The organism is Polaromonas sp. P1_H6 (assembly GCF_056405195.1).
This window is the reverse complement of record NZ_JBFUCN010000003.1, coordinates 128926-154283: the sequence shown is the minus strand read 5'-3', so window position 1 is coordinate 154283 and position 25358 is coordinate 128926. Positions and strand designations below refer to the sequence as shown.

Here is a 25358-nt window from a genome sequence, read left to right as displayed (position 1 = left end):
ACGGCAAAAAAAACGGAGAAGAACGAGGGGTTTGATCCAGCCGGCCATCCGCAGGGATGGCCGGCTGCATCTTTAAGCACCCTCCCATTCCCGCCACAACTAACGGTATCGGTGTCCTGACAGGTTCCCATGGAAATTTTCGGTATTCCCCTGCAAGCGTTTATGGGCCAGCTGATGCTGGGCCTGGTCAATGGCGCTTTCTACGCCATGCTGAGCCTGGGGCTCGCGGTGATTTTCGGCCTGCTGGGCATCGTCAACTTCGCGCACGGCGCGCTCTACATGCTGGGCGCCTTCGCCGCCTGGATCATGCTGGACATGTTCGGCATGAATTACTGGTTCGCGCTGGTGCTGGCGCCGCTGACGGTCGGCATCCTCGGCGTCATCATCGAGCGGCTTTTCCTCAAACACCTGTACAAGCTGGACCCGCTCTACGGCCTGCTGCTGACCTTCGGCCTGGCGCTGGTGCTGGAAGGCGTTTTCCGTGAAATTTACGGCGTCTCGGGCCAGAACTACAACGTACCCGACCTGCTGGCAGGCTCCATGGACCTCGGCTTCATGCGCCTGCCGATTTACCGCGCCTGGGTGGTGGTGGTGTCGCTGGTGGTTTGCCTGGGGACCTGGTTCCTGATCGAGCGCACCCGGCTGGGCGCCTACCTGCGGGCAGGCACTGAAAACGCGCCGCTGGTGCAGGCCTTCGGCGTCAACGTCCCCATGATGGTCATGCTGACCTACGGCGCCGGCGCCGCGCTGGCGGCGCTGGCCGGCGTGCTGGCCGCGCCCATCATCCAGGTCAACCCGCTCATGGGCTCCAACCTGATCATCGTGGTGTTCGCCGTCGTGGTGATCGGCGGCATGGGCTCCATCCTCGGCTCGGTCATCACCGGCCTGGGCCTGGGCATCGTCGAAGGCCTGACCCGCGTGTTTTACCCTGAAGCCTCCAATATTGTTGTGTTCGTCATCATGGTGATTGTTCTGATGTTCCGGCCCGCCGGCCTCTTCGGAAAAGAGGTCTAGAGATGTTGGCCCCCACGCTTTTCACTTCGTGTAATGCGCTGCCCCCCGAGGGGGCGCTGCGCCTGCGGCCCGGCAAAGCCGGTTCCGCGGCCCCTGCTGGCACTGGAAGTCCGTGCCTGCCGCTTGGCTCGATGGATATCTGAATGAACAACGCAAAAAAATTGACCCGCATCACCTACGTCGCGCTGCTGGCCCTGGCACTGGTGGCCCCGTTGCTCGGCCTCTACCCGGTGTTTGTGATGAAGCTGCTGTGCTTCGCGCTGTTTGCCTGCGCCTTCAACCTGCTGCTGGGCTTCACCGGCCTGCTGTCTTTCGGCCACGCGGCCTTCTTCGGCTCGGCGGCCTATGTCACCGGCTGGTTCATCAAGTCGCAAAACTGGACACCCGAGCTGGCCCTGCTGGCCGGCGCGGTGGCGGCCGGCCTGATAGGCCTGCTGGTCGGCCTGGTGGCGATTCGCCGTCAGGGCATTTACTTCGCCATGATCACGCTGGCCATCGCGCAGATGGTTTACTTCGTCTGCCTGCAGGCGAAATTTACCGGCGGCGAGGACGGCCTGCAGGGCGTGCCGCGCGGCAAGCTGTTCGGCCTGCTCCCGCTCGAATCCGACATCTACCTGTATTACGTGGTGGTGGCGATTTTTGTGGCCTGCTTCCTGTTCATCTCGCGCATCGTGCATTCGCCTTTCGGCCAGGTGCTCAAGATGATCCGCGAGAACGAGCCCCGCGCCATCTCGCTGGGCTACAACGTGGACCGCTACAAGCTGCTGGCCTTTGTGCTGTCGGCCTCGCTGGCGGGCCTTGCCGGTTCGATGAAGACGCTGGTCATGGGTTTTGCCACGCTGTCCGACGTGCACTGGTCCATGTCCGGTGAGGTCATCCTGATGACGCTGCTGGGCGGCGTCGGCACCTTCTTCGGCCCGGTCATGGGATCCGGCATCGTGATCGCGCTGCAAAACCTGCTGGCCGACAAGGTCGGCTCCTGGGTCACCGTCATCATCGGTGCGATCTTTGTGCTGTGCGTGCTGGCCTTCCGCAAGGGCGTGATCGGTGAGTTGCAGGCCTTCCTGGAGCGCCGCCGCAACGCCGCCAAGGCGGCATCGCAGCAAGCCTGAGCGGCCGCAAACGCCCACAAAAAAAACGCGCAGAACCTGCGCGCTTTTTTTTGGACGCCCCAAAAGTCCAGACGATCAAGGCCCGTCCGTCGACAACGCGTAGTTCACATGCTGCGGCAGTACCAGCTGCCCCTGCCCGTTGGGCACGGCCTCGATGTGGATCTGCGGCTGCGCCGCCTGCACGCTGCCAAAAATCGTGGCAAACGCAATGTCGGCCGCGTCCCGTCCCGTGGCGAAGCGCACAAAGCCCATGGGAATCGCCGTGCCCGAAGGGTCGAAGATGTACCAGCGATCGCCCAGGTAGACCTCGACGTAGGCGTGAAAATCCGGCGGGCCCAACGCGGGGTCGGCGCCAAAGTCCATGCCACTGGCCATGCGCGCCGGCAGGCTGGCCGCGCGGCACAAGGCGATCATCAGGTGCGCAAAATCGCGGCACACGCCCACCCGTTCTATCAGGGTGTCGATGGCCGACGTCGTGCTGTTGCTGGTGTTGCCCTGGAAACTCACGTGCCGCTGCACCCAGTCGCAAATCGCCCGCGCGCGGCCATAACCGAGCGGCAGATGGCCGAACTGGCTGTTGGCCAGCGTCATCAACCGGTCCGACTGGCAATAGCGGCTGGGATAAAGATAAGGCAGCACCTCGCCGGGCAGTGCCAGCGGGCTCAGTTCGGGCAGCGAGCCCGGCTGCGCCTCGTAGTGAACCAGGTCCACGACCGCCGTATAGCTCAGCGTGAACGTGCCCGGCTCGGCATGCAGGCGCAGAAACCGGCTTTGCGTGGCCGGGTCGGTATAGCTACTGGTGGCCACAGGCTGGCTCAGGCCCAGCGACTCGTTCACCACCCATTGCCGCGGCGTGTACGCGGCCTGGATGTTGAAGATGAAGTCGGCGCCGGGCGCCATCACCTCGTAGCCCAGCACGGTGGAAAATTCAAGCCTGACCATGGGATGCCTTCTGTCTTGGGGTTTGGCTCCAAAGACAAGGAGCCGGTATGTGCGCGGCGAGCGGAGTCGTTCGCCGTCGCCACCCATTAGGCGCGCAAAAAAGGGCCGTATCCACGCTTGGCGAAATTCGCCGGGAAGCCCTGGCTTTCCAAGCCGACAGCCTCGCGTCGCCGAGGCCTACAAAGCTTGCGGTCGCAAGTTTTTTCTTAGAGCCGCTCACAAAACCCAGCGAAGCGGTCCCGGCTAGGCGCGACGCCGCAGACAGTGCACCAGCACGGCAAAGCGGCTGCAACAACGCCAGGAGGGGTTTTTGAGCGGCTCTAGGTGCCGCGGAACTCGCGCCGGTACGCCGAGGGGGAGGTGCCCAGCGTCGCCGCGAAATGCTGGCGCAGCGACACCGCCGAGCCGAAGCCCGCATCAAGCGCGATCTGTTCCATGGAGCGGTCGGTTGACTCCAGCTGGCGCTGCGCCAGGCCCAGGCGCTGGCTGGTGAGCCACTGGCCCACCGTGGTGCCCGTGACCTGCCGGAAATGCCGCGTGAAGGTGCGCCGGCTCATCAGCGCGCGCGCCGCCAGGGCGTCCAGGCTGTGCGGCTGGCCCAGGTTTTTCTGCACCCAGGCCAGGATGGCCGACAGCCGGTGGTCGGCGCCCGTGGCCGGCAGGGGCTGCTCGACATACTGCGCCTGCCCGCCCTGGCGCTGCGGCGCCACCACCATGCGGCGCGCCACACGGTTCGCCACCTCGGCGCCATAGTCCAGGCGCAGCACATGCAGGCAGCAATCGATGCCGGCCGCCGTGCCGGCCGAGGTCAGCACGTCGCCGTCGTCCACATACAGCACGTCGGGCTGCAGCCGCACTTTGGGGTAGCGCGCGGCAAAGGCCGGCACCAGCGCCCAGTGTGTGGTCGCCGGCCGGCCGTCGAGCAGGCCGGCCTCGGCCAGCACAAACGCGCCCAGGCACAGGCCCACGATGCGCGCGCCGCGCCTGTGCGCGGCCTGCAAGGCCTTGAGCAGGGCTTCAGGCGGACGCTCCATCGCGTCGCGCCAGGACGGCACCACGATGGTCTGCGCCTTGGCGAGCGCGCCCAGGCCTTTGTCCACCTGGATGCCGAAGCCCGAGGTGGTGCGCAGCGTGCCGGGTTTTTCGGCGCACACCACGAGCTTGAAGCGCGGCTGGTCCGTCGCCGAGAAGTCGTTGCCGAACACCATGCACGGCACCGACAGATGAAACGGGCTGATGCCGTCAAACGCAACCACGGCCACGCTGCCGTCCTGGCGCACGGTGAGTTTTTCGGGCCTGGCGGCGGCTTTTCGGGCTGGATGCAGGGGTCTGGGTGACATGGCCCGATTCTATCGTGCATTGTCATTTGGGCCACTGTCTTGCAAACGCATTCAAGCCAACAATTCATCCGTCACCAACAACCACCACCGCTTCAAGCACAGAAAGCTTTTCATGACCACCAGCAACACCACAATCCCCAAAGCCCCGCGCCGCGCCCTCGTCGTGATCGACGTGCAAATGGAATACTTCAACGGCGGCCTGCTAATCGAATACCCGCCCGTGGCCCAAACCCTGCCCAACATAGGCCGCGCCATGGACGCCGCCCGCGCGGCCGGCATCCCCATCGTCGTGGTGCAGCACAGCGAATCCGCCGCCGCACCGGTGTTCGCCAAAGGCTCCGCCACCTGGGCGCTGCATGACACCGTGGCCAGCCGCCCGCGCGACCACTACATTGAAAAAGCCTGGCCCAGCGTCTACACCGGCACCGACTTCGCATCCTGGCTGGAACAGCACGGCATAGACACGCTGACCGTGATCGGCTACATGACGCACAACTGTGACGCCTCGACGATTTTTGAAGCCACGCACCGCGGCCTGCACGTCGAGTTTCTGACCGACGCCACCGGCGCCCTGCCCTACGCCAACGAAGCCGGCAGCGCCAGCGCCGAGGAAATCCACCGCGTGTTCAGCGTGGTGTTCCACTCGCGCTTTGCCGCCGCGGGGTCTACCGATGCGTGGATAGATGTCATCCAGGCCGGGGGGCGGCTGGAGAAAGGCAATATCCTGGTGTCAAACCGCGCGGCGCTGGCCGCGCGCTGAATCAGGCGCGGGGAGAGCTTCCCCGAGACGGGCGGCTCAATGCCAGTTCGCGGCCAGTACAGGCGCCAGCGCCGCCTGCTGCGCAGCTGTCAGGCTGGTCTGTCCCAAGGCCGGCGGCGTAAAGCCGGCCATGGCCTGCACCAGCTTGTCGACCTGGGTGTCCTGCAGCAGCTTGCCGTCGCCGCTCTTGATCTGCTCGACGTGGTAGGGGTTGCCCAGGTACCAGTCCTGCACGATGGCCTTGTCACCGGTGCCGATCACACTCGCTTCCAGGTCGTTGCCGGTTTTCCGGAGCCACAGCTGGCTGGCGCTGATGCCGGCCATGAACTGCAGCACGTCGATGTTGCCGGCCGTGGCGTCGTATTCCCGGATGGTGTCGGCGCCGTCGCCCCGAGCCAGCTGGTAGACATCGCCGCCCGCACCGCCCACCAAGATGTCGGCCTCCGCACCGCCTATGAAGGTTTCGGCTTGGGCCGTGCCGTAAATCGTGTCCTTGCCCGCAGTGCCCCGGTACGGCGCGGCATCAAGGGCTGCCTTCTGCCAGTTCACGCCATCGGCAAACTGGATCTGTTCGATGAGCGCGGCCGCGTAGCTCACGGCAAAGTGGTCCTTGATGGTGATCCTCTCTGCGCCAATGGTCACGTACAGGTTTGCATTGTCGCGACTGAGCAAAGCGTCAGCAGCCTTGACGTCCAACAGCTTCAATGTATCGATGTCCGTGGCTGCACCTATGTCATTGATCGTGTCGTTGCCATCACCCTTCAGCCAAATGTAGGTGTCCCCGCCAAAGCCGCCATACAAGGTGTCAGCGCCTTTGCCGCCCAGGAAAGTTTCTGCGGAGGCAGTTCCATAAATCGTATCAGCGCCGTCGCCGCCTCGATAGGCTGCGGCATCGAGATCGGCCTTTTGCCACTTTCCGCCATCCGCAAACAGTATCTGCTCAATAGGTGCGGCCGAATAGCCCGCCGCGAAATGATCTTTGACGGTGATCTTCTCAACCCCAATGGTTACAAACAGGTTGGCATTGTCCCGGCTGAGCACGGCGTTAGCGGCCTTGACGTCCAGCAGCTTTAATGTGTCGATGTCGGTGGCTGCGCCGATATCATTGATCATGTCATTGCCATCGCCCCTGGCCCAGGTATACGCGTCCCCGCCGAAGCCGCCATACAAGGTGTCGGCGCCTTTACCGCCCAGGAAAGTCTCCGCGGAGGCCGTGCCATAAATCGTATCGGCACCATCGCCACCCCGGTAGCACGCGGCATCCAGATCGGTCTTTTGCCACTTTCCGCCATCGACAAACAGGACTTGCTCGATAGGCGCGGCTGAGTAGCCCACCGCGAAATGGTCCTTGATCGTGATCTTCTCCGTCCCGATGGTCACATACAGGTTCGCGGTGTCCCGGCTCAGCACGACGTCAGCAGCCTTGACGTCTACCAGCTTCAGCGAGTCGATGACCACATCACACCGCAAGCCAATGCTTTCATGCAGGGGCTTGTACAGGGTTTGGTCCATGAGTTGACCGTACAGGGACTCGCTCAGCAGCGCATAGGTTCGCATCAGCTGCTCCGCCGCGTAGGGAGCGGGATCGGCGTAGATTCCATATTGCAAAAATCCACGCCCTATAAATGCCTCAACGGAGTAGAGCTTGCGTGCGTCGATGTAATCGCCGCGGCTATTCCACTCATGCTCAGCGGCACCTGTCCAGGCCCACAGGATCTGGTCAAACAGGCTAATGCGCGCCGTCTCATCGGATGTGTTCTGAAAGCTCTGTACCAGCCCCTGCAGCTTGCCGCTGGCGTCGCGCGCCATGGCCTGGTGCAGGCTGTGCACGTTGCCAAAACCGTCGATGTCTGGCAAGGCGGCAATCGTGCTGTTGACCGCCACCAGGTCGGTATCGATGGTGCGCGCGGTGTCCACGGCAAACCAGACATCGTCCATGGCGCGGTTCTGCCCGGCCGTGGTGGTGAAGCTGCCGGCCTGCAGATGCTGGTTGCCGTTGGCGTCTGTCACGGATTGCGTGGTGTAGCCGGTGTTCAGGCTCTTGACGCCGGCTTGGGCCAGTGTGAGCAGCTCACCCGCATCGACCACGCCGTTGCTGTTGGCGTCCTTGAAAACACGCAGCTGGCGGGAGGCCGCGTCGTTGGCATCCACCTTGCCGTCCTTGTTGGAATCCAGGTCGGCCAGCGCGGTAAAACCGTTATCGGCCTTGCTGCCGTTCTTCAGAACTGTATTGTTGCCAAACAGTTCGGCGCCGTTGTCGAGCTGGCCGTTTCCGTTTTTATCCCAGACGAGCAGGCCGTCGTTCTTGCCGACCCAGCCGGTCTGTTCGGCAAACTTGTTGCCGTCGTGGTCGAAGTGGATGCCAGCGGTTTTGCTGAGGGTCTCCACACCGTTGAGGCTATCGAGGTCGAGGATCAGAGGACTGTAGGTTTGTTCGGCGGTGCCGAATTGAGTTTGCACGGCTGAGACTACGGGGTCGGACCCACGATTGGTGGGTTTAGGTGGAGGACACGGTATCCCCAAGACCTGGCAATTGCCTGGATCAGTCAGGATGACTTCCAGCTCTCTACTGGATTTTCCACTTATCTGTTTTGCAATCTCAGCAACTTCAGATGGGGGTGCAGAAAAAAAGAACGGGGCTTTGAGTAGTTTTCCAAGATGTTTGATGGCTTCGATAGATCTACTGACAACACCGCCTTGGTTGTTATTTTGGGCTTCCTGATTAATTTCTCGCACATCTTGAACGAGTTCACCGCCAGCCTTTTTTTGTCCTGGGCTAATGTCCATTTTTTTCTCCTTTTTCCGTTCGGATGGTTTGAATTAACTGAATGGTTTTTCGAGCAGGCTCATAACCGGTGTCCAGGCTGCTATTCGCCCAACGCATCGCCAAGTTCAAGTCTTCAGGAACGCCTGTTCCCGTTGCGTACAGACGAGCCAGGCGGTCGCGTGCCCGCCCATTTCCCAGGAAGGCCGATGACTCGAACCACTGCGCGGACTGGGCAATGTCTTTGGGCGTGTTGGGAAGTGCCCCGAAATAGACCACACCCAGCATGAGGTGAGCAGTTGAGTCCCCCTGTGCCGCGGCGCGTTTGAACCATCGAATGGCTTCATCAGTGTTTTGGCTGACCCCCTCCCCGTTCAGGTACAACATACCCAGCCGCGTTTGGGAGTCCGTGAAGCCCTTCAAAGCCAGGTCCTGGTGCAATGGAAAAGCTTCGGTGTAGTTCTTCTCGTTTTCGTAGTCGCGTGCGAGGCGGTACTGGGCCTTGACCTCGCCGGCGGCCATGGCCTCGCGAAGAAGAACTTTTGCGTAAGCTTTATCCGTGGGGTGCCACCAGATGTCATTCGTGTACAGCTGTGCCAACAGAATTTGCGTGGGCGGACTTTTCGTTGTTCGGCCCAGTACGTGTACTGCCGCCAAAATAAATCCGAATGCCAGAACAAGTACGATCACACACCACTTCAACAACCAGATAAGCCTTTGGCCGACACGAAGAAATGACTCCACGATGGGGTGGATGGCTTTGACAGATTCGTTTTGGCCCAGTACTGGATTCATTTTTTACTCCCTTTGAGGGATTGAATGAACTGGATCGTGACCCTCGCTGGCGCATGACCTGCGTCCAGGCTCTTGTCCGCCCAATACATCGCCATGTCGAGGTTTTTGGGAACCCCTCTCCCTATCGCATACAAGCCTGCCAAGGTGTCCTGGGCTTGGGCATTGCCCAGGTAGGCCGATGACTGCATCCATTGCGCGCCCAGGACATCGTTCCGGGGCAAGTTGGGCAGGTCCCTCAAATAGATCGCGCCAAGGAAAAGGTGCGCATTCGCATCCCCTTGTGCCGCGGCCATTTTCAGCCATTGAATGGCTACATCGGTGTTCTGGCTGACGCTGCGCCCTTCCACATACATCACCCCCAGCCGCGTTTGGGCGCCAGGCCATCCCTTCAAAGCCAGGTCTTGGTACAAGGGAAAGGCTTGCGCATAGTTTTTTTCGATCTCGTAGGAACGCGCCAGGAGGTACTGAGCATTGCCGTCACCGGCGACAACGGCCTCGCGAAGAAGTTCTTTTGCGTAAGCTTTGTCCGTCGGGTGCCACCAATACTCGTCTGAGTACCACTGCGCCAACACAATTTGTGCCTTGGGCATACCCACAATTCGGGCCAGCACATGGGCTGTGGTCAACACGAGTCCATAAACCAGCAAGACCGCGATCGTGCCCCAGGTCAACCATTTGAGGAGCCGCTGGCCCGGTGCTTCGGCGGGAGAAGATTTTTTCGGGTCCGTGGTTTGACCGGCGTGTGCATCCTCGTGGAGGCCTTCCCGCAAATCCGGCAACTCATCAACCTGATCGAAATAATCCACTCCCTCGTCCTTTGTTTTGCTTTGATCGCTGGACTGTAAAGAGAAGCTTTGGAACAAGCCAATAGCGTTTAAACATGCGTGCATACGCATCTCTCATAGAGCGAATGGACACAAATCCCCGTGTGGACACAGAGCCAACGCCCACGAATCCGCCTGCGCAGGTTGCGCAAACAGATAGAAAAAATGGGATTGAACGCGGAGGGCGCTGACGTCCCTCACAGTGCTTTTTTCGCGAATGAAACTCAGGCGAAGCGAAACTTCGCGCCAGATGCGCGCTTGCTTGGCGGCGTCAAAATCATCAGGGAGCGCGTCACGCGGGGCATTGGACGCCCCGGGCGCCTCAGTCTTCCAGCAGCCGCACCTTCACACTCTTGCCTTTGACGCGGCCGGCCGAAAGTTTTTGCAGCGCTTCGTTCGCAATGCGGCGATCCACCGCGACATAGGTGGAGAACTCGTTGACGTTGATCTTGCCGACCTGCTCGCGCGTGAAGCCAGCCTCGCCGGTCAGTGCGCCCAGCACGTCGCCGGCGCGGATTTTCTCCTTGCGGCCGCCGACGATCTGCAGGGTGACCATGGGTGGCAGCAGGGGCTCATTGCTGGCGGGCGTCAGTTCCGTCAGTTTGTGCCACTCGGACTCGGCTTTCTGCAGCACTTCGATTTTCCCGACGTAGCCCATCTCGTCCATGCTGGCCAGGCTGATGGCCCAGCCCTCTTCGTCGGCACGGCCGGTGCGGCCTATGCGGTGGATGTGCACCTCGGCGTCGGGCGTGACGTCGACGTTGATGACCATTGCGAGTTGCGCGATGTCCAGGCCGCGCGCGGCCACGTCGGTGGCCACCAGCACGGAGCAGCTACGGTTGGCAAACTGCACCAGCACCTGGTCGCGCTCGCGCTGCTCGAGTTCACCGAACAGGGCCAGTGCGCTGAAACCCTGGTCTTTCAGATACGCCACCAGTGCGCGGCACTGCGACTTGGTGTTGCAGAAGGCCAGGGTGCTGGCCGGGCGGAAGTGCCGCAGCACCTGCGCGACAGCGCCCAGGCGGGCTTCGTCATGGTCGCTGTCGGGCACCTGGTACCAGCGCTGCTGTATCTTGGTTTTTTCATGCTGCGCCTGGACCGTGATGGTTTGCGGCGCCTTCATGAACTGCTGGCTGAGCTTGGCGATGCCTTCGGGGTAGGTGGCCGAGAACAGCAGGGTTTGCCGCTCTTTGGGGCACTGCTTGGCGACGGTGACGATGTCTTCGAAAAAGCCCATGTCCAGCATGCGGTCGGCTTCGTCCAGCACCAATGTGTTGAGCGCTTCAAGCGTGAGGTTGCCGCGCGCCAGGTGGTCCATGATGCGGCCGGGTGTCCCGACCACGATGTGCGCGCCGTTTTCCAGGCTGGCGGTCTGGTTGCGCAGCGGCACACCGCCGCACAGCACCACGACTTTGGTGTTCTCTTCGGCCCGCGCGAGGCGGCGGATCTCGGTCGCGACCTGGTCGGCCAGTTCGCGTGTGGGGCACAGCACCATGGCCTGCACCGCGAAGCGGCGGGCATTGAGGTTGGCCAGCAGCGGGATCGCAAAGGCGGCCGTCTTGCCGCTGCCGGTCTTGGCCTGGGCGATCAGGTCTTTGCCCAGCAGCGCCACCGGCAGGCTGGCGGCCTGGATGGGCGTCATGTTCAGGTAGCCGAGCTGCTGCAGGTTAGCCAGCGTGGCGGGGGTCAACGGCAGGGTATTGAAGTCAGTGCTAGCTGTGCCGGATGCGGGCGTCTTGGAAGGGGTAGTCATACACCGATTATCGGCGCATGGGTTCAAGGCCCTTTTTCGCCCGATGCCGGCACGATGGGCAATAGCAGCAGCGAGGGCCTGTCCGCCGACAGATGCACCCGGTTGACGGCCGCCTGCCGGCGCTGCGAACGGCCTTCGGGCTCGCCGGTGTTGGGGTTCACATCGAAGCGCGGGAAGTTGCTGCTGGAGATGTCCAGGCGGATGCGATGCCCCTTCTTGAAGAGGTTGGAGGTGGGCATGGGCTCGATGGTGATCTCGGCAATTTCGCCGGGCGCCAGCAGTTCCGGGTTTTCCCAGGAGCGCCGGTAGCGGCAGCGAAGGATGCCGTCGGTGAGGTTCATGGCGTAGCCCTGCGGGTAGTCGGCATTGGGCGGATGCACGTCGATCAGCTTGGCGGTGAAGTCGGTATCGGGTGCACTCGAGGAAATCCACAGCTTGATGACGACCGGGCCCGTGACTTCGATATCGCCCTCGAGCACAGGCGTTTCAAACACCAGGATGTCCGGCCGCGCGGCAAGCGGCAGATAAGGAGGCCGGGCGCCGAAAATTCCTTGATGCGTGCGCTGGTCATAGGTACCGGCTGTCATCAAGGGCTCGCCCGAGGTGATGGATCCGCCGATGGTCGGCACCGGATGCGCCGGATCAAAGTCAAATTCCAGCACGGCCTCCGGGGCTTCCCGGGCCTGGATTTGCGTTTGCAGCGTGCCGTCGGCCCGCAGGTAGTAGGGCCGGAACTCGGTGCCGGGAATTGGCCAATCGCCGGCCGTGCACCAGCGGCCGCCATGGTCGAGCCGACCGCTTTCGGTGCGGCGCCCCGAGCCGCCACCCATGCGGAAATAGCGCACCGCCGGATCGTCCGCGGCGTGGCCGGTTCCCTGCGCGGCATCGCCTTTGACGTCGCCCTTGAGCCAACGGTCAAACCAGGCGAGGCGAAAAGCCAGGTGGTCCTCTGCCAGCGTTCCATCGAGCGTGGCCTGCGGGCCGAAATCGACGTCCCCGGCGAAAGTGACGCTGCGCTCGCCGTGGGTCCACGGCCCCAGCACCAGGCGCGCCATGCCCTTCTTCCGGCGCGAAATGCCGAGGTAGTTGTCGGTGGTGGTCTGGGCATAAGGGTCCCACCAGCCGCACATCAGCAGGGTGGGGATGCCGTCAAAGCTGTCGTAGTGCCCGGCGGCATAAAGCTCCGGCTGGCGCCAATAGGCATCGAAGTTGCCGTGCTCCCATTGCTCGAACAGGTAGTTCTCGTATTCGGGCACCCATTTCAGCGGCGAATGCCCGCGCTTCCAGGGCATGGCGGCGAACCAGGCGGCGATGTCCTCGGCGGCCAGCGCCGCCCGGATGACGGCATCGCGCTGCGCGGGGCCGGTCCGCTGGGCATTGGTATAGGCCCAGGTCGCCTGTTTGAGTTCAAACGCGCCGCCGTGGCGAATGCCGCCGCGGTAGGCATTGGCAAAGCCGCCGGCCTCCAGGAACATCGCCGCGAGGCCGGGCGGGCGCCGGCTCACCAGCGCGGTTTGTGTGTGCGCCGCATAAGACAAGCCCAGTGTGCCGATGCGGCCGTTGCACCAGGGCTGCGCGGCCACCCACGCCAGCGTGTCATGGCCGTCGTTGGCTTCTCCCAGGTATTTGGTGAAGACGCCTTCGGATGCAAAGCGCCCCCGGCAGTCCTGCAAGACCACCGCATAGCCGCTGCGCGCGAACCGGGCCGCGACCTCGGCGCGGGAGACGGGACGTGGATCGCGCGCCGTGCGCTCGCGGACGGTTTCGTTGGTTTTGCCGTAGGGCGTGCGCTCCACCAGCACCGGGAACGGGCCCGGCAGGGCCCGGCCATCGCGAGCCGGAAGGTACACATCCGTGGCCAGGTGTATGCCATCGCGCATCACCACCATGACATCGCGCTGGCTTGCCACCTCAGGGAGCGGTGCGGCAGGTGGCGCCGAAGCGGCGGGCGCCGCTTGCGGCCCTTGCGTCAAATAGTTCATATCGCGCGTCCCCGGTCAGTCGATCTTGAGCTTGCGCTCGGCGATCAGTTGGGTCCAGCGCGCTGTGTCTTCCCGGATGTAGCGGGCCAGATCCTGCGCGCTGCCGGGTGCCGGCTCGCTGCCCTGCGCCACCAGTTGCCTGGCCACTTCGGGGTCGCGCAGCGCCCGCTGCAAGTCCGCGCTGGCCTTGTCCACCCGCGCGGCCGGGGTGCGGGCCGGCGCAAACAGGCCGTACCAGATGTCGTACTCAAAACCCGGCACGCCCGCTTCGGCCATGGTGGGAAGTTGCGGCAGCAACGCGGAACGCCTGGGGCTGGCCACGGCCAGGGCCGTGAGCTTGCCGGCGCTGATCTGGTGGGCCACGCTGGGTATCGCGTTGATGCCCAGCTGGACGTGCCCGCCCACCAGTTCATTGACGGAAGGCGCGGCTCCCTTGTAAGGCACGTGGACCATCTCGGTCCCCGTCATGGCCAGGAACATCTCCATGGCCAGATGGTTCGGGCCACCGGTGCCGCTGGAGCTGTAGTTGAGCTGCCCCGGCCTGCTTTTTGCCAAGGCGATGAGCTCCTTGACGGATTTCACGCCGACCGAGGGATGGGTGGTCAGCACCGGAGTGTTGGTCAGGACCTTGCCCACGGGAACAAAATCCCGGGCCGGGTTGTAGGGCAGTTTGCTGTTCAAAAGCGGGGTGGTCACGATGCCGGAACCTGCACCCAGCAGCAGGGTGTAGCCGTCCGCGGGCGCCGCCGCCGCGGCCTGCATGCCCGGAACGCCCGGGCGGTTGTCGACGATGACGGGCTGGCCCCAGTACTCCGAGAGCTTGCGCGCGACCACGCGCATGGCGTTGTCCGCCGCGGCCCCCGGTGGAAACGGGATGATGATGCGCACCGGCTTTTCGGGATAGCCCGCGGCCTGGGCGGTACCGGCTACGGCCAGGCCGGCCAGGCTAAACAAAGCAGCGGTCAACAGGAAGAGGCGTCTGCGCATGAAAGTATTCTCCGGGAGAAGGGACGTAGTGGACGTAGGGACATCAGAAATCGTGGCGGATACCGGCACCCACGGAACGGATGGCCGCGCCGGCCTTGCTTGAATCGACTCCGTCCCGATCAAGGAAGGCCTGCAGTTCGGTCCGCTTGGACAGGGCGTAGGTATAGGCCAGCTGATGGCGCCTGCGAACGCCGGACGGTGAAGCCTGCACATCCCGCCGCAGCAGGTTCAGCACCAGCGCATGAGCGCCCTGGCTGTACTTGGCGCCCGCTATCCAGAAGTTCACGTAGCGGCGCGTGAGCGCGGTGTTCTGGTATTTGTCCTGCCCGGCCAGCACATAGGGTTCGATGGCGCCAAAGGCATAACGCGCGCCGGCTTGCCATTTGCCGGAAAACTCATTGGCCAGCAAGCCCGCCGGGCGCGTGTCTTTCCCGAATCCGATCCCGGCCTTCAGCGGCCCGTCGGCATAGTTGAGCCCCAGGTCCAGCGATTTGGAACCGTCCTCGACATCGGGTGTGGCCACCACGCCGCGCAGGTAGTAGCGGGCGCGGATGTCAAAGCCCGAGTAGTTGGGGCTGGCGTAACCCACGGCATTGGAGGTGCGGTTGCGCGCATTCAGCATCGAGGTGCCGATGGCGGTGGCGCCGGCATCGTTGGCGGCAAAACTGGTGATGGCGGTCACCTGCGAATACAGGGGCGAGCCGGTGGGGTTGGCGGAATCCAGGCGTCCCAGCGCCATGGCGCCCCAGTCCCCGCGCAGCCCGACATAGCTGTTGCGGTAGGCCGGAACAGTAGCGGCCCCGGTATCCGCATCGATCCCCATCTCCATCCCGAACAAGGCCGCCATGCCGCCGCCCAGGTCTTCGGCGCCCCGGATACCCAGGCGCGATGCGTTGTCGCGCATTTCCGTCACTTCTCCCGCGGGAGCGGCCTTGGTGCTGTTGAGGGTCAGGCGTACCTGCCCGTAGATGAGGTTCTGGCCGGCCGCCGGCACAGCGGCCGCGGCGAGCAGCAGGCCGCCGAGAAGGATCGCGCACGCATGAAGGTTCATGAAAAAAATCTCCCGTCGTTAGATGGATATGTTGCAGAGGTGGCAGAGGTCTGCTGCGACGGGATTCTGGTGCGCGGGTTCGGGACCCGCAACGGTATGATGAATCCGCATGGGGCTATGCGATTCGCGAAGAAGTGGCGGTACGCCCGCCGGTGCAATAGCATGGCCCGGACAGCACGAACAGACGGCCGGCGACATGCATCTCCCATCGGGCCCCATGCCATGAATTTCAGACAACTCGAAGTTTTCCAGGCAGTCATGGCCTCAGGCTCGACCACGGGCGCGGCGCAGCGGCTGGACTTGTCGCAGTCGGCGGTCAGCCGGCTGCTGGCGCAGTTTGAAGAAGACCTGGGCTTGCGCCTTTTCGTGCGTGAAAAGGGGCGGTTGCTTCCCACGCGCGAAGCCCAGGCCCTGCTCCAGGACACCCAGGGGCTGGTCGACGCCGCACAGTGCTTTCGCCGCCACACCGAACAGCTGCGCCTGGGCGGGTTCAACCGCCAGTTGCTCAAAGTCGCGGTGCCCGGCACCTTGTCCCAGCAACTCATGCCGTCCGTGGTGGACAGCTTTGTGCGGCAGCATCCGGGCACGGTGCTTGAGGTGCTGTCCGGCTCGTATTCGGATGCGGAACGCGCCGTGCTGAGCCGTGAGGCCGATATGGGGCTGGTCAGGTTGCCGGTGGAGATTGCGGGCCTTGAGGCGAAAGCCTGCCTCGAAGCGGAGGCCGTGTGCATCATGCCCCGGGGCCACCCCCTGGAGAAACTGGAAACCGTTGGCGTGCTGGACCTGGCCGATGTGTCGCTGGTGCTGCTGGGGCGCCAGCGGCTGATCCGCCACGAGATCGACATGGCGTTCCGGCAGGCTCGCGTGATGCCGCGCATTGGGGCTGAAGTGCACTCCGTGGGCGTGGCCTGCGCTTTCGTGGCACAGGGCCTGGGCGTGTCCATCGTCAACGCGCTGCTGGCCAGCTATTGCCGCGACATGAATTTCAGCAGCCGCCCGTTTCGCCCCCGCATCGCCTACCAGCTGGGTATCGCCTCGCTGGAGAAGTCGCCGCTGTCGGCGCTGGGCGAGGCCTTCTCGCAGCATCTGATCGATGCCATCATGGCTTCCGTGCGGCCGGAAGACTGCACACGCCGGATCTAGGGCCTGTTAACGCTATTTATGCAAATGCGAATGGGGTTAAAACGGCGCCAATCAAGGCGCGCGACGACGCCCAGACCGGGCGTCTGGGCTAGGAGCGCAACGCGGAGTGGCGCCGTTTTAACCCCATTCCCTCCGGGTTGCGATCAAAAAGGCCTTGCGCGGCGTTGCAAAGCCTTGGCGGGGTCCACCCCGCCTGCGTTTTGCGCCTTGCTCAAGGCCTTTTTGACTCGCAACGCATCTTGCATAAATAGCGTTAACAGGCCCTAGGCAAGGCGCCCCGAAGCGCAAACCGCGCAAGCCGCCGCGCCTGCCGGCGCAAAGCCGTTTCAGCGGTGCTTGAACACCGCCGGCCGCTTCTCCACAAATGCAGCCGTGCCCTCGCGCGCATCCTGCGAAGCCGCCGCGATCATGAACTGCGCGGCTTCCATGGCCAGGCCCTCGTCGATGGAGACATTGAGCCCGCGCGTCACCGCGCGCAACGAGGCCGCCACGGCCACGGCGGAATTTTCGGCGATGCGGTCGGCCATGCGCAGGCAGGTGGGCAGCAGCTCATGGGCCGGCACCACGTGGTTGACCAGGCCTATCAGCAGGGCTTCCTCGGCGCTGATGGCGTCGCCGGTCAGGATCATTTCGTTGGCGCGCTTGCGGCCTATGTGGCGCGGCAGGCGCTGCGTGCCGCCGAAGGGCGGTGGAAAGCCGAGGCGGATCTCGGGCTTGGCAAAGCTCGCGTGTTCGGCTGCGATGGCGATGCTGCAGGCCTCCATGGTTTCGCAGCCGCCGCCGAAAGCGATGCCATTGACGGCCGCGATGATGGGTTTGGGGTAGTTCTCGACGCGCCGGGTCATGGCCTGGCCGCGCATCACGAAGTTGCGGTACGCCGCCTCGGGCGAGCTTGCAATGTCGGGGGCAAAGCCCGCGATGTCGGCACCGGCGCTGAAAGCCTTGTCGCCCTGGCCGGTCAGCACCAGGCAGCGCACGCTGTCGTCACGCTCCAGGGCATTGAGCTTGTCCATCAGTTCGTCTATCAGCTCGTAACTGAGCGCGTTCAGTTTCTCGGGGCGGTTCAGGATGAGCACCGCGTGTTGGCCGCGGCGCTCGCTTTCTATCAGCATGTAGTCTCCAGGGGATTTCGGGCAGTAGCGTCGGACGAAACAAATGACAGCACGCCGCTACCGCGCGGAGCGCCGACAAAATAGGTGGCGGCTTGCGGCGTGACGAAGGACTGGCCGTTCTCCAGCACGATGTCGCTGTCGCGGAGCCCGGCCAGCGCATCGCTGGTGATCCAGAGGCAGCCGCCGGCGCAGGCCAGGACCTGGCCGCGCGGCAGGCGCAGGGGCTGGGGGATGGACCCGAGCGTCAAGGGAGTTCTCAGGGTCTGTGGGGTTTGTGGGATCTTCATGGCCACGCCTTTCAAAAGTGTGGTTTGATTCTTCCCTGGTCCCGGCCCGCGCGGCCGGATGGTTTGTCATCCGGGGTATTCCCACCGTTCATGCCACTCATGTTGTTCATGCCATGCTGAGCCCTTCTTCCTCCCACGCGCTGCGCGCCATGTCGCTGGACGCGATACGCGGTTTCGAATCGGCGGCGCGGCACCTGAGCTTTACCGCGGCGGCCGAGGAGCTGTGCATCACGCAGTCGGCGGTGAGCAAGCAGGTCAAGGGCCTGGAAGACGCGCTGGGCGCGGCGCTGTTCCTGCGCGGCGGCAAGGGCCTGAGCCTGACACCGCAGGGCCGTGAGCTGTACGAGGCGGCTCGCGCGGCGCTGGCGCAACTGGCCTCGGCCGTGGACCGCCTGCTGGCGGTGGACAGGGTCTCGGTGGCGGTCACCACCACGCCCTCCTTCGCCGCGCTGTGGCTGGCGCCCAAGCTTGCAAAATTCCAGTTGCTGGAGCCCGCCATCGACGTGCGCGTCGACGCCTCGGAAGACCGGGTCAACCTGGAGCGCGAAGGCATGGACCTGGCCGTGCGGCTCTATCAGGTGCAGCCGGGCGACGAGGGCCCGCCGCCCCTGCTGCAGGAGCAGGCCCTGCTGGTGGCCGCGCCTGCCGTTGCGGCGCGCATCCATTCGGCGGCCGACATCCTGCACACGCCGCTGCTGGTGTACTACGACCCTGCCACGCGCTTTCCCTGGATGTCATGGCCGGACTGGTACGAACGCCTGGGCCTGAAGCAGTCGGCGCAGCAGCCCTGCCTGTATTTCTCGCAATACGAACACGTGCTGACCGCCGCCGTGCAGGGCGCCGGCATCGCCATAGGCCGCACGCCGCTGATGCTGCCGCAGCTGCGCAGCGGCCAGCTCACCGTTGTTTTGCCGGGCCAGACGGTGGATGGCCTGGCCTACCGTATCGTGACCTCGGCCCACAGCACGGACAGGCCTGCGGTGCAGAAATTCCGTGCCTGGCTGGAGCGAGAACTTGCGCTTGAGGCCATAGGCTAAGGGCGCCCGGTCCAATCACCCGTGGCTTCCAGCACCGGGGACAGCTCCGCCTCACCCCAGCGCAGCGGCAAAGAGGATTCCACCAGCCGCATAGCTTGCACCTTGAAGCGCATCAGGCGCTGCGCCCCGGCGAAGGAGTCCACCTCGGGGCCGTCCCAGATGATGTCGGCCGTGACGGCCAGGTACAACAAATCGCCGGTGTCGAAGTCAATGAACAACAGGCCGGCGCGCGGGTTGACCACCAGGTTGCCCAGGGTGTTGAAGAAGTAGTTGCCGACGAAGTCGGGCACGGTCAGTGTGCCGTCGGCCTCCACGCGCACAAAGCCGGGCTTGCCGCCGCGGTGCGAAACGTCGACGCCGCCGGCGCGGCCGGCTTGCTCACTATTGTCCTTGCCATTGCCCGCATAGGCGGTGGCGATGAACAACGTGTCGGCCTGCTCAATCATGCGGCGCGCCGCGTCGCTCAGCTGCGGCGACTCGTGCAGCACTGGCCCGGTTGCGGGCACGGGACGCTCCACATAGACAGGCTCACGCGCCTGGATGTACTTGGGGCAGTTGCCGAAACTCTGGCTCAGTTCCACCGCGAAGCCCGAGGCATTGAGGCCGCGCACGATGCCGTTCATGCGGTTGCGCCGTCGCGTGTGCGGCTCTATGCCCAGCAGGCCTATCGCGGCGCCGTCGACCAGCGTGCCTTGCAGGGGGTCGCCTGCGAGCGGCTGAGCGCGCAGCAGCAGGTGGCGCGCATCGGGCGACTGGATAAACCCCGGCGGCTGGGCCAGCACCGAGGCCCAGGGCTGGCCACTCGCGTCCACCGTGCCGGCGACCACAAAAGGCAGCTGCTCAAAAAACTCGCGGTGCTGGTCGGGCATGAAGTCGCGGATCACGCGCGGGCCGATTTCCGCCATGCGCGCGCGCACGGCCGCCCCTACGCGCGCTTGCGCCGCACGCTCGCCTTCATGGAAGGTGGCGGCGCTCATGCGGCCAGCCCTATCGGTGTCCTGACCATGGGCACAAAGCGCGGCAAGGCCTCGATGCGGGCCAGCCAGGCGCGTATGCGCGGGTAGGCTTCCAGCGAGACCTTGCCCTCGGGCGCATGGGCCGAATAGCTGTAGTTGGCGATGTCGGCCAGCGTGGGCGTGCTGCCCGCAAGGAAGGCCGACTGGCCCAGTTGCTGCTCCATCACCGCGAACAGGGCATGCGCGCGCTCAATGGCTTCCGGGCTTTCCGGCCGATTGAACAGCTGGATCACGCGCGCGGCGGCCGGGCCGTGGGCAAGCTGACCGGCCGCCACCGACAACCAGCGCTGCACCGCCGCGGCGGCCAGCGGGTCGCGCGGCAGCCATTGCTCGGCATCCGGGGCGTAGCGCGCATTGAGGTAGACCAGGATGGCGTTGGAGTCGGCCAGCGTGACCTCGCCGTCCTGGATCACCGGCACCTGGCCGAAGGCGTTCATGGCCAGGAAGGCCGGCGTCTTGTGGTCCTTGGTAGCCAGGTCGATCTCGATGCGCTCAAAGGGCAGGCCCAGCAGCGAGAGGAACAGCTCCACCCGGTGCGAATGGCCGGAGATGGCGACGCGGTACAGGCGTATCGGCTGTGCGGGCTGGGCTTTGGCGGCGGGTGTGCTCATGGTGGGCTTTCGGAAAGTTGAAGAATCTGGCTCTCGGGATGGATTCTGTTTGAACCGCTATCCTGAATAAATGGCTTAAACGGCATTTAACTAATCCATTAACTGGATGAATCCCTGCAACAGGGTTAGCATGTCGCCATGGACAAACTCCGGGCCATGCAGGCCTTTATTCACATTGCCGAACAAGGCAGCCTCACGGCCGCGGCCCAGGTCATGGAGTCGTCGCTGCCGGCCATGGTGCGCACGCTGGCCGGTTTTGAGGCGCAGCTGGGCGTGCGCCTCTTCAACCGCACGACGCGCCGCATCTCGCTGACCGAGGAGGGGCGTCGCCACCTGGAGAGCTGCCGGCAGTTGCTGGCGGCGCTGGCCGATGCCGAGGCGGCGCTGAGCGCCGACGCGGCCGAACCCGCGGGCCACCTGACGATTACCGCGCCCATGCTGTTCGGCCAGATGCATGTGGCGCCGGCCGTCACGCGTTTTGTGCGGCAGCACGAGAAGATGCGTTGCTCCATGGTGCTGCTGGACCGGGTGGTGAATCTGCTCGAGGAAGGCATAGACGTGGGCATACGCATAGGCGAGCCTGAGGACTCCAGCCTGGTGGCGCAGAAGGTGGGCACCATCCGCCGCCTGGTGGTGGCCAGTCCGGCCTGGGTTCGCCGCCACGGCGTGCCTAAACACCCGAAGGACCTGCTCAAGGCCAACTGTGTGCGACTGACGGACCATTCCCCCACATGGGGCCCGTTCATAGACCAGGGCCGGCCGCTTCGGCTTGCCGTCAGTGGTAATCTGGAGTTCAACCAGATCGCACCGGCCGTGGCGGCCTGCGCGGCAGGTGCGGGATTCGGTTCGTTTTTGTCCTACCAGGTGGCGCCGTTTTTAAAGAGCAAACAATTGCGCACCGTGCTGGAGGATTTCGAGCCGCCGCCCCGGCCCATCAACATTGTTTACCCGCACGCCCGGCTGCTGCCCATGCGCACGCGGGTGTTCATTGAGTGGATGAAAAAAGAGCTCCGGGAATTCCAGTCTTGAGGGCCGGCGTCCAGCACCCGATCACAAACAGTGAATAGCGAATAGCAGACAGCAGAACAAGGAACACAGCGCATGCGGACTTTTGACTTTGACCTCTTTGTGATCGGCGGCGGCAGCGGCGGTGTGCGCGCCGCGCGCATGTCGGCCCAGCGCGGCGCGCGCGTGGGCCTTGCCGAGTTCGCGGCCATGGGCGGCACCTGCGTCAACGTGGGCTGCATCCCGAAAAAACTCTACAGCTACGCCGCCCACTACGGCGACAGCTTTGAAGAGTCGCGCGGCTTCGGCTGGACCGGCGAGGCGCCGGTCTTCAATTGGGACATCCTGAAAGCCAACCGCGCGCGCGAGATCGAGCGGCTCAACGGCATCTACGTGCAGCTGCTCGAAAGCGCGGGCGTGAAGATCATCAAGGGCTGGGCCCGGCTGCTCGATGAACACACCGTCGAAGTCGACGACCAGAAATTCACCGCCAAACACATCCTGGTCTCCACCGGCGGCACGGCCACCGTGCCCGCCTTGCCGGGCCGCGAGCATGTGCTGACCTCCGACCACATGTTCGACCTGAATCCTTTCCCGAAGCGCCTGATGGTGGTGGGCGGCGGCTATATCGCCTGCGAGTTCGCTTCCATCTTCAACGGCCTGGGCTCCGAGGTCACGCAGGTGCACCGCCGCGACATGCTGCTCACGGGTTTCGACGACGACGTGCGCCGCTTTATCGCCGCCGAAATGAGCAAGACCGGCGTCAAGCTGCAGCTGGGCACCGAAGTGGATTCCATCACCAAGACCGACACCGGCCTGCAAATCGCGTTCAAGGGCGGCGGTGCAGGCCTCGAAGTGGACGCGGTGCTTTACGCCACGGGCCGTGTGCCCAATGCCAACGGCATCGGACTGGAAACCGTAGGCGTGGCGGTGAACGCCGTCGGCGCCATCCAGGTCAATGAGCACTACCAGAGCTCGGTGCCGTCCATCTACGCGCTCGGCGACGTGACGGCGCGCATGCAGTTGACGCCCGTCGCGCTGGGCGAGGCCATGGTGGTGGTGGACCAGCTCTTCGGCCCGGTAGCCGGCAAGAAGCGGCGCAACATGAGTTATGAGTTTGTGCCGACGGCCGTCTTCACCCACCCCAACATCGGCACGGTCGGTTATTCAGAAGCCGATGCGCGCGCGAAGTTCGGCAAGGTCACGGTGTTCCGCGCCGACTTCAAGGCCCTCAAGCACACACTGAGCGGCAGCACCGAACGCACACTGATGAAGCTGCTGGTCGAGGACGCCACCGACCGTGTGGTGGGCCTGCACATGGTGGGGCCGGATGCCGGCGAAATCGTCCAGGGCTTTGCCGTGGCCATGAAGGCCGGGGCGACCAAGGCGATTTTTGACAGCACGATTGGGATTCACCCGACCGTCGCCGAGGAATTCGTGACGATGCGGGAACCCGTAAAACCCTAATCAGCGTCCGGGTCTTCGGGAGTGTCTGAATCAGGCTCCCGGTCTTTCAAGCGTTCATCCAGCCGTTTGCGGATGGAACCAGCCTCCTCCAGAAACTGCGGCACCGGCACCGCGGGCGCCATGCGCAATGAGGGCGGGTAAATGGTGGACAGGTAAAGCTTGTTCGACAGGCGCTTGTTCTGCAGCCAGTTGGTGCCCAGCATCGCGACCATGCCCAGCACGGCGATGCCGGCCACCAGCCCGGCCAGGCCGCGGCGGCGCTGCGGGACGATGACCGTGAGGTGCAGGTAGACGGCGGCCGCGCCGCCCAGCAGCACCAGCAGCCCCTCATAGCGCGCCAGGCTTTCGAGCGAGAACATAAAGGCCAGCAGGCCGGCCAGCGTGGACACCGCCTGCACCGCCAGCGAACTGAAGCAGGCGATGCGCACATGGCGCCAGAACTGCAGGTGGCCGGTGAACAGCTTGGTGGCCAGCGCCCACAGCCCGGCCCAGACGGTGAAGCCCAGGGCCACCGCGCCCAGCAGGCCGGGCAGTTGCCGCGCAAGCTGCGAGGGCTCGGTCAGCGTGAGCCAGGACTGGCCCAGCACCAGGGCCAGCATGCCGGCCAGGGCGAGCAAGGTCCAGCCGGTGGTGCGCCAGGGGAAGTGCGGCAACAGTTCTTCGGCCGGCACGGGTGCTTCGGCCAGGCGCAGGCCCAGCTTGAGGCGGCCCAAGGCCAGCGCCTCGCCGTCAGGCCAGTTGAATTGCGCATCGCGGCCATGGCGGGCGCGGCCCAGGGCCACGCCGTTGATGCTGTCCAGCACCTGCACGCTGACGCCGCCCTCGGGCGTGCGGCTGATGCGCAGGTGTTCGCCGGCCACGTGGCTGTCGTCCAGGACCAGGTCAGCCGTGAGCGCGCGTCCCACGGTGACGGGCCAGTGCCGCACCTCGAGCCGTGCAACCGTGGCGCCGTTGCGGTCGGTGGCCTGCAGCAGGCCCAGGATGGGGGTGGCGCTCATTTGGCGGCCTCCCACTTGAAACCGGCGAGGTAGTGCGAGACCAGCTTGAGGCCGTTCTCGAAACTCACCCCCTGCGCGTCCATGCGGCCCTGCACGCCGCGCGTGGACTGGTTGACCGACATGGTCAGCACCGACACGTCGTAGAGGCCCGGCAGCTTGCGGTAGGCGCTCATGCAGACCACGGCGCGCATGGGCATGCCGCCGGTGTCGACAAAGCGTTCCGAACATTCGGCGGGCGTGGCCTTGCGCGAGCCGCGTGTGGCGAAGTATTCATTGGCGAAGCTCTGGGAATACATCGCGGAGAAACGCAGGGGTCCGAGCTTGGGCGCGTTGTAGGCCTCGTAGCGCAGGCGTATGTAGCCGGTGTTGAAGTCGCCGGCGAACACATGGCTGTCGATCTGGCAGTCGGTGCGTTCCAGGTCGAAGGCCTTGAAGTCGGGCTCGCGCCCGCGGCCCCAGCAACGGGCCAGCGCGTCATCGGGCACGGGCACGCTGTAGCCGCCGTGCTTTTGCGCGGTCAGGGGCGCGGCGGTGAAGCGCTGCGTCAGCAGGGCCTGGTGTTCGCCGAGCTGGCGCGCGACTTCGGCATGCGCGGGCTTGGTGATGGGCTGGGCCGTGGCGGACCTGGCCAGCAAGGCCTGGGCGAATTCGGCGGGGATCAAAAAGCTCAGCAGGTCGCCGTCCAGCCGCTTGGAGACGTTGATGCCGACCACCTGGCCCGCATCGTCGAGCGCCGGGCCGCCGCTCATGCCGGGATTGAGCGCGCCGCCGAAAAAGATGCGCGGGTAAAAGCTGCGCTGCACCAGGCCGTTGTAGGTGCCCTCGGTCACGGCAAAGCCGATGTCCAGCGGGTTGCCCAGCGAATAGATGCGTTCGCCGCGCGCCAGCGGCCTGGCGGCGCCGCGAAAGGCCAGCTGCGGCATGCCCGTGGCGGGCGCCTTCACGCGCAGCAGGGCCAGGTCGTTGCGTACGTCGAAGGCCAGCAGTTCGACTTCGGCCTCCTTGCCGTCCACCGGCACGTAGACGCCGCGGTAGCGCTCGGGCTCCAGCGCGAGCTGGCTGGCCACGTGGAAGTTGGTGATGATGAGGCCGTTGGCCGAGACAAAAAAGCCCGAGCCCACGCTGGCCTGGGTGTTGGAGTTGCGCAGCAGGGTGCGTATCTGCACCAACTTGTCGCGGGTGGTTTCATAGGCGCGCTGGGCATCGCGGGAGATCTGGGCCGGCGCCGCGGCAGGGGCGGCGCCCGGTGCGCCGCGTGCCGGCGCGGGGGCCTGGGCGTAGGCCGCCTGAAGGCACAGAGCCCCCAGAAAGGCGCCCAATAGGGCCCGCAGTTGCCTCGAAGGCTTGGAATGGTTCAT

The 25358-nt window shown here is 64.5% G+C and carries 22 protein-coding genes; 7 read left to right on the top strand and 15 right to left on the bottom strand.

Annotated features, from left to right (window positions below; genetic code table 11):
• Positions 1–129 precede the first annotated feature (129 nt).
• A complete protein-coding gene (locus tag AC1D1F_RS04420) occupies positions 130–1014 on the top strand; it encodes a branched-chain amino acid ABC transporter permease (RefSeq protein WP_477675229.1) in 885 nt (294 codons plus the stop codon).
• Positions 1015–1157: 143 nt separating this feature from the next.
• Positions 1158–2126 (top strand): branched-chain amino acid ABC transporter permease, encoded by a 969-nt coding sequence (locus tag AC1D1F_RS04415; RefSeq protein ID WP_477675228.1) that lies wholly within the window; start codon positions 1158–1160, stop codon positions 2124–2126.
• A gap of 75 nt (positions 2127–2201) precedes the next feature.
• On the opposite strand, the gene AC1D1F_RS04410 is transcribed toward AC1D1F_RS04415, so the two are convergent.
• Together AC1D1F_RS04410 and AC1D1F_RS04405 are read right to left on the bottom strand one after the other, a co-directional pair.
• Positions 2202–3068, bottom strand: a complete 867-nt coding sequence (locus AC1D1F_RS04410) for a transglutaminase-like domain-containing protein (protein ID WP_477696082.1) — start codon at positions 3066–3068, stop codon at positions 2202–2204.
• Between the two features lie 320 nt (positions 3069–3388).
• Positions 3389–4408, bottom strand: a complete 1020-nt coding sequence (locus AC1D1F_RS04405) for a GlxA family transcriptional regulator (protein WP_477675226.1) — start codon at positions 4406–4408, stop codon at positions 3389–3391.
• Positions 4409–4520: 112 nt separating this feature from the next.
• Here AC1D1F_RS04405 and AC1D1F_RS04400 point away from each other — a divergent pair, with 112 nt between their 5' ends.
• Positions 4521–5168, top strand: a complete 648-nt coding sequence (locus AC1D1F_RS04400; protein WP_477675225.1) for a cysteine hydrolase family protein — start codon at positions 4521–4523, stop codon at positions 5166–5168.
• Between the two features lie 36 nt (positions 5169–5204).
• On the opposite strand, the gene AC1D1F_RS04395 is transcribed toward AC1D1F_RS04400, so the two are convergent.
• The 7 genes from AC1D1F_RS04395 to AC1D1F_RS04365 all read right to left on the bottom strand — a co-directional run bounded on the left by AC1D1F_RS04395 (position 5205) and on the right by AC1D1F_RS04365 (position 15324).
• Positions 5205–7955: a calcium-binding protein gene (locus tag AC1D1F_RS04395; RefSeq protein WP_477675224.1), complete on the bottom strand. Its 2751-nt coding sequence runs from the start codon at positions 7953–7955 to the stop codon at positions 5205–5207.
• Positions 7945–8727 (bottom strand): tetratricopeptide repeat protein, encoded by a 783-nt coding sequence (locus tag AC1D1F_RS04390; RefSeq protein WP_477675223.1) that lies wholly within the window; start codon positions 8725–8727, stop codon positions 7945–7947. The genes AC1D1F_RS04395 and AC1D1F_RS04390 overlap by 11 nt, the downstream gene beginning before the upstream one ends.
• The gene (locus tag AC1D1F_RS04385) at positions 8724–9533 is read right to left on the bottom strand and encodes a tetratricopeptide repeat protein (protein WP_477675222.1); all 810 of its coding nucleotides are present in this window, start codon (positions 9531–9533) and stop codon (positions 8724–8726) included. The genes AC1D1F_RS04390 and AC1D1F_RS04385 overlap by 4 nt, the downstream gene beginning before the upstream one ends.
• Positions 9534–9873: 340 nt before the next feature.
• On the bottom strand, positions 9874–11304 hold the full coding sequence (gene dbpA, locus AC1D1F_RS04380) for an ATP-dependent RNA helicase DbpA (RefSeq protein ID WP_477675221.1): 1431 nt from the start codon (positions 11302–11304) through the stop codon (positions 9874–9876).
• A 23-nt stretch (positions 11305–11327) separates the two neighbouring features.
• Positions 11328–13286 carry a CocE/NonD family hydrolase gene (locus AC1D1F_RS04375; RefSeq protein WP_477696085.1) on the bottom strand — a complete coding sequence of 653 codons (1959 nt, stop codon included), beginning with the start codon at positions 13284–13286 and terminating at the stop codon, positions 11328–11330.
• A gap of 15 nt (positions 13287–13301) precedes the next feature.
• Positions 13302–14273 carry a Bug family tripartite tricarboxylate transporter substrate binding protein gene (locus AC1D1F_RS04370; RefSeq protein WP_477675219.1) on the bottom strand — a complete coding sequence of 324 codons (972 nt, stop codon included), beginning with the start codon at positions 14271–14273 and terminating at the stop codon, positions 13302–13304.
• A gap of 43 nt (positions 14274–14316) precedes the next feature.
• Positions 14317–15324: a porin gene (locus AC1D1F_RS04365; protein ID WP_477675218.1), complete on the bottom strand. Its 1008-nt coding sequence runs from the start codon at positions 15322–15324 to the stop codon at positions 14317–14319.
• A gap of 222 nt (positions 15325–15546) precedes the next feature.
• Between AC1D1F_RS04365 and AC1D1F_RS04360 the strand changes: the two genes are divergently transcribed.
• Entirely contained in the window at positions 15547–16467 is a 921-nt protein-coding gene (locus tag AC1D1F_RS04360; protein ID WP_477675217.1) for a LysR family transcriptional regulator, read from the top strand.
• Between the two features lie 326 nt (positions 16468–16793).
• Here AC1D1F_RS04360 and AC1D1F_RS04355 read toward each other — a convergent pair whose 3' ends face one another.
• Both AC1D1F_RS04355 and AC1D1F_RS04350 read right to left on the bottom strand, forming a co-directional pair.
• Entirely contained in the window at positions 16794–17579 is a 786-nt protein-coding gene (locus AC1D1F_RS04355; protein WP_477675216.1) for a crotonase/enoyl-CoA hydratase family protein, read from the bottom strand.
• Positions 17573–17827: a DUF2917 domain-containing protein gene (locus AC1D1F_RS04350; RefSeq protein WP_477675215.1), complete on the bottom strand. Its 255-nt coding sequence runs from the start codon at positions 17825–17827 to the stop codon at positions 17573–17575. Before AC1D1F_RS04350 ends, AC1D1F_RS04355 begins: the two co-directional genes overlap by 7 nt.
• Positions 17828–17979: 152 nt before the next feature.
• On the opposite strand from AC1D1F_RS04350, the gene AC1D1F_RS04345 reads away from it, so the two are divergent.
• A complete protein-coding gene (locus AC1D1F_RS04345; protein WP_477675214.1) occupies positions 17980–18903 on the top strand; it encodes a LysR substrate-binding domain-containing protein in 924 nt (307 codons plus the stop codon).
• On the opposite strand, the gene AC1D1F_RS04340 is transcribed toward AC1D1F_RS04345, so the two are convergent.
• Positions 18900–19880 (bottom strand): pyridoxamine 5'-phosphate oxidase family protein, encoded by a 981-nt coding sequence (locus AC1D1F_RS04340; protein ID WP_477675213.1) that lies wholly within the window; start codon positions 19878–19880, stop codon positions 18900–18902. The two genes, AC1D1F_RS04345 and AC1D1F_RS04340, sit on opposite strands and share 4 nt — an antisense overlap.
• Positions 19877–20530, bottom strand: coding sequence for a glutathione S-transferase family protein (locus AC1D1F_RS04335; protein WP_477696087.1), 654 nt, complete (start codon positions 20528–20530; stop codon positions 19877–19879). The genes AC1D1F_RS04340 and AC1D1F_RS04335 overlap by 4 nt, the downstream gene beginning before the upstream one ends.
• Positions 20531–20668: 138 nt before the next feature.
• On the opposite strand from AC1D1F_RS04335, the gene AC1D1F_RS04330 reads away from it, so the two are divergent.
• Together AC1D1F_RS04330 and gorA are read left to right on the top strand one after the other, a co-directional pair.
• A complete protein-coding gene (locus AC1D1F_RS04330; RefSeq protein ID WP_477675211.1) occupies positions 20669–21559 on the top strand; it encodes a LysR family transcriptional regulator in 891 nt (296 codons plus the stop codon).
• Positions 21560–21631: 72 nt separating this feature from the next.
• Positions 21632–23002, top strand: coding sequence for a glutathione-disulfide reductase (gene gorA / locus AC1D1F_RS04325; RefSeq protein WP_477675210.1), 1371 nt, complete (start codon positions 21632–21634; stop codon positions 23000–23002).
• Here the strand turns inward: gorA and AC1D1F_RS04320 are convergent.
• Complete coding sequence (locus tag AC1D1F_RS04320; protein WP_477675209.1) at positions 22999–24000, bottom strand: FHA domain-containing protein; 1002 nt, start codon at positions 23998–24000, stop codon at positions 22999–23001. The two genes, gorA and AC1D1F_RS04320, sit on opposite strands and share 4 nt — an antisense overlap.
• A complete protein-coding gene (locus tag AC1D1F_RS04315) occupies positions 23997–25358 on the bottom strand; it encodes a S1 family peptidase (RefSeq protein WP_477675208.1) in 1362 nt (453 codons plus the stop codon). The genes AC1D1F_RS04320 and AC1D1F_RS04315 overlap by 4 nt, the downstream gene beginning before the upstream one ends.

Coding starts and splice junctions, on each gene's coding strand:
- AC1D1F_RS04390 (WP_477675223.1), bottom strand. CDS start 8,727: ATGAATCCAGTACTGGGCCAAAACGAATCTGTCAAAGCCATCCACCCC.
- AC1D1F_RS04375 (WP_477696085.1), bottom strand. CDS start 13,286: ATGAACTATTTGACGCAAGGGCCGCAAGCGGCGCCCGCCGCTTCGGCG.
- AC1D1F_RS04320 (WP_477675209.1), bottom strand. CDS start 24,000: ATGAGCGCCACCCCCATCCTGGGCCTGCTGCAGGCCACCGACCGCAAC.
- AC1D1F_RS04360 (WP_477675217.1), top strand. CDS start 15,547: ATGAATTTCAGACAACTCGAAGTTTTCCAGGCAGTCATGGCCTCAGGC.
- AC1D1F_RS04340 (WP_477675213.1), bottom strand. CDS start 19,880: ATGAGCGCCGCCACCTTCCATGAAGGCGAGCGTGCGGCGCAAGCGCGC.
- AC1D1F_RS04400 (WP_477675225.1), top strand. CDS start 4,521: ATGACCACCAGCAACACCACAATCCCCAAAGCCCCGCGCCGCGCCCTC.
- AC1D1F_RS04335 (WP_477696087.1), bottom strand. CDS start 20,530: ATGAGCACACCCGCCGCCAAAGCCCAGCCCGCACAGCCGATACGCCTG.
- AC1D1F_RS04370 (WP_477675219.1), bottom strand. CDS start 14,273: ATGCGCAGACGCCTCTTCCTGTTGACCGCTGCTTTGTTTAGCCTGGCC.
- AC1D1F_RS04345 (WP_477675214.1), top strand. CDS start 17,980: ATGCTGAGCCCTTCTTCCTCCCACGCGCTGCGCGCCATGTCGCTGGAC.
- gorA (WP_477675210.1), top strand. CDS start 21,632: ATGCGGACTTTTGACTTTGACCTCTTTGTGATCGGCGGCGGCAGCGGC.
- AC1D1F_RS04330 (WP_477675211.1), top strand. CDS start 20,669: ATGGACAAACTCCGGGCCATGCAGGCCTTTATTCACATTGCCGAACAA.
- AC1D1F_RS04410 (WP_477696082.1), bottom strand. CDS start 3,068: ATGGTCAGGCTTGAATTTTCCACCGTGCTGGGCTACGAGGTGATGGCG.
- AC1D1F_RS04415 (WP_477675228.1), top strand. CDS start 1,158: ATGAACAACGCAAAAAAATTGACCCGCATCACCTACGTCGCGCTGCTG.
- AC1D1F_RS04365 (WP_477675218.1), bottom strand. CDS start 15,324: ATGAACCTTCATGCGTGCGCGATCCTTCTCGGCGGCCTGCTGCTCGCC.
- AC1D1F_RS04395 (WP_477675224.1), bottom strand. CDS start 7,955: ATGGACATTAGCCCAGGACAAAAAAAGGCTGGCGGTGAACTCGTTCAA.
- AC1D1F_RS04420 (WP_477675229.1), top strand. CDS start 130: ATGGAAATTTTCGGTATTCCCCTGCAAGCGTTTATGGGCCAGCTGATG.
- AC1D1F_RS04355 (WP_477675216.1), bottom strand. CDS start 17,579: ATGCTGATAGAAAGCGAGCGCCGCGGCCAACACGCGGTGCTCATCCTG.
- AC1D1F_RS04315 (WP_477675208.1), bottom strand. CDS start 25,358: ATGAACCATTCCAAGCCTTCGAGGCAACTGCGGGCCCTATTGGGCGCC.
- AC1D1F_RS04405 (WP_477675226.1), bottom strand. CDS start 4,408: ATGTCACCCAGACCCCTGCATCCAGCCCGAAAAGCCGCCGCCAGGCCC.
- dbpA (WP_477675221.1), bottom strand. CDS start 11,304: ATGACTACCCCTTCCAAGACGCCCGCATCCGGCACAGCTAGCACTGAC.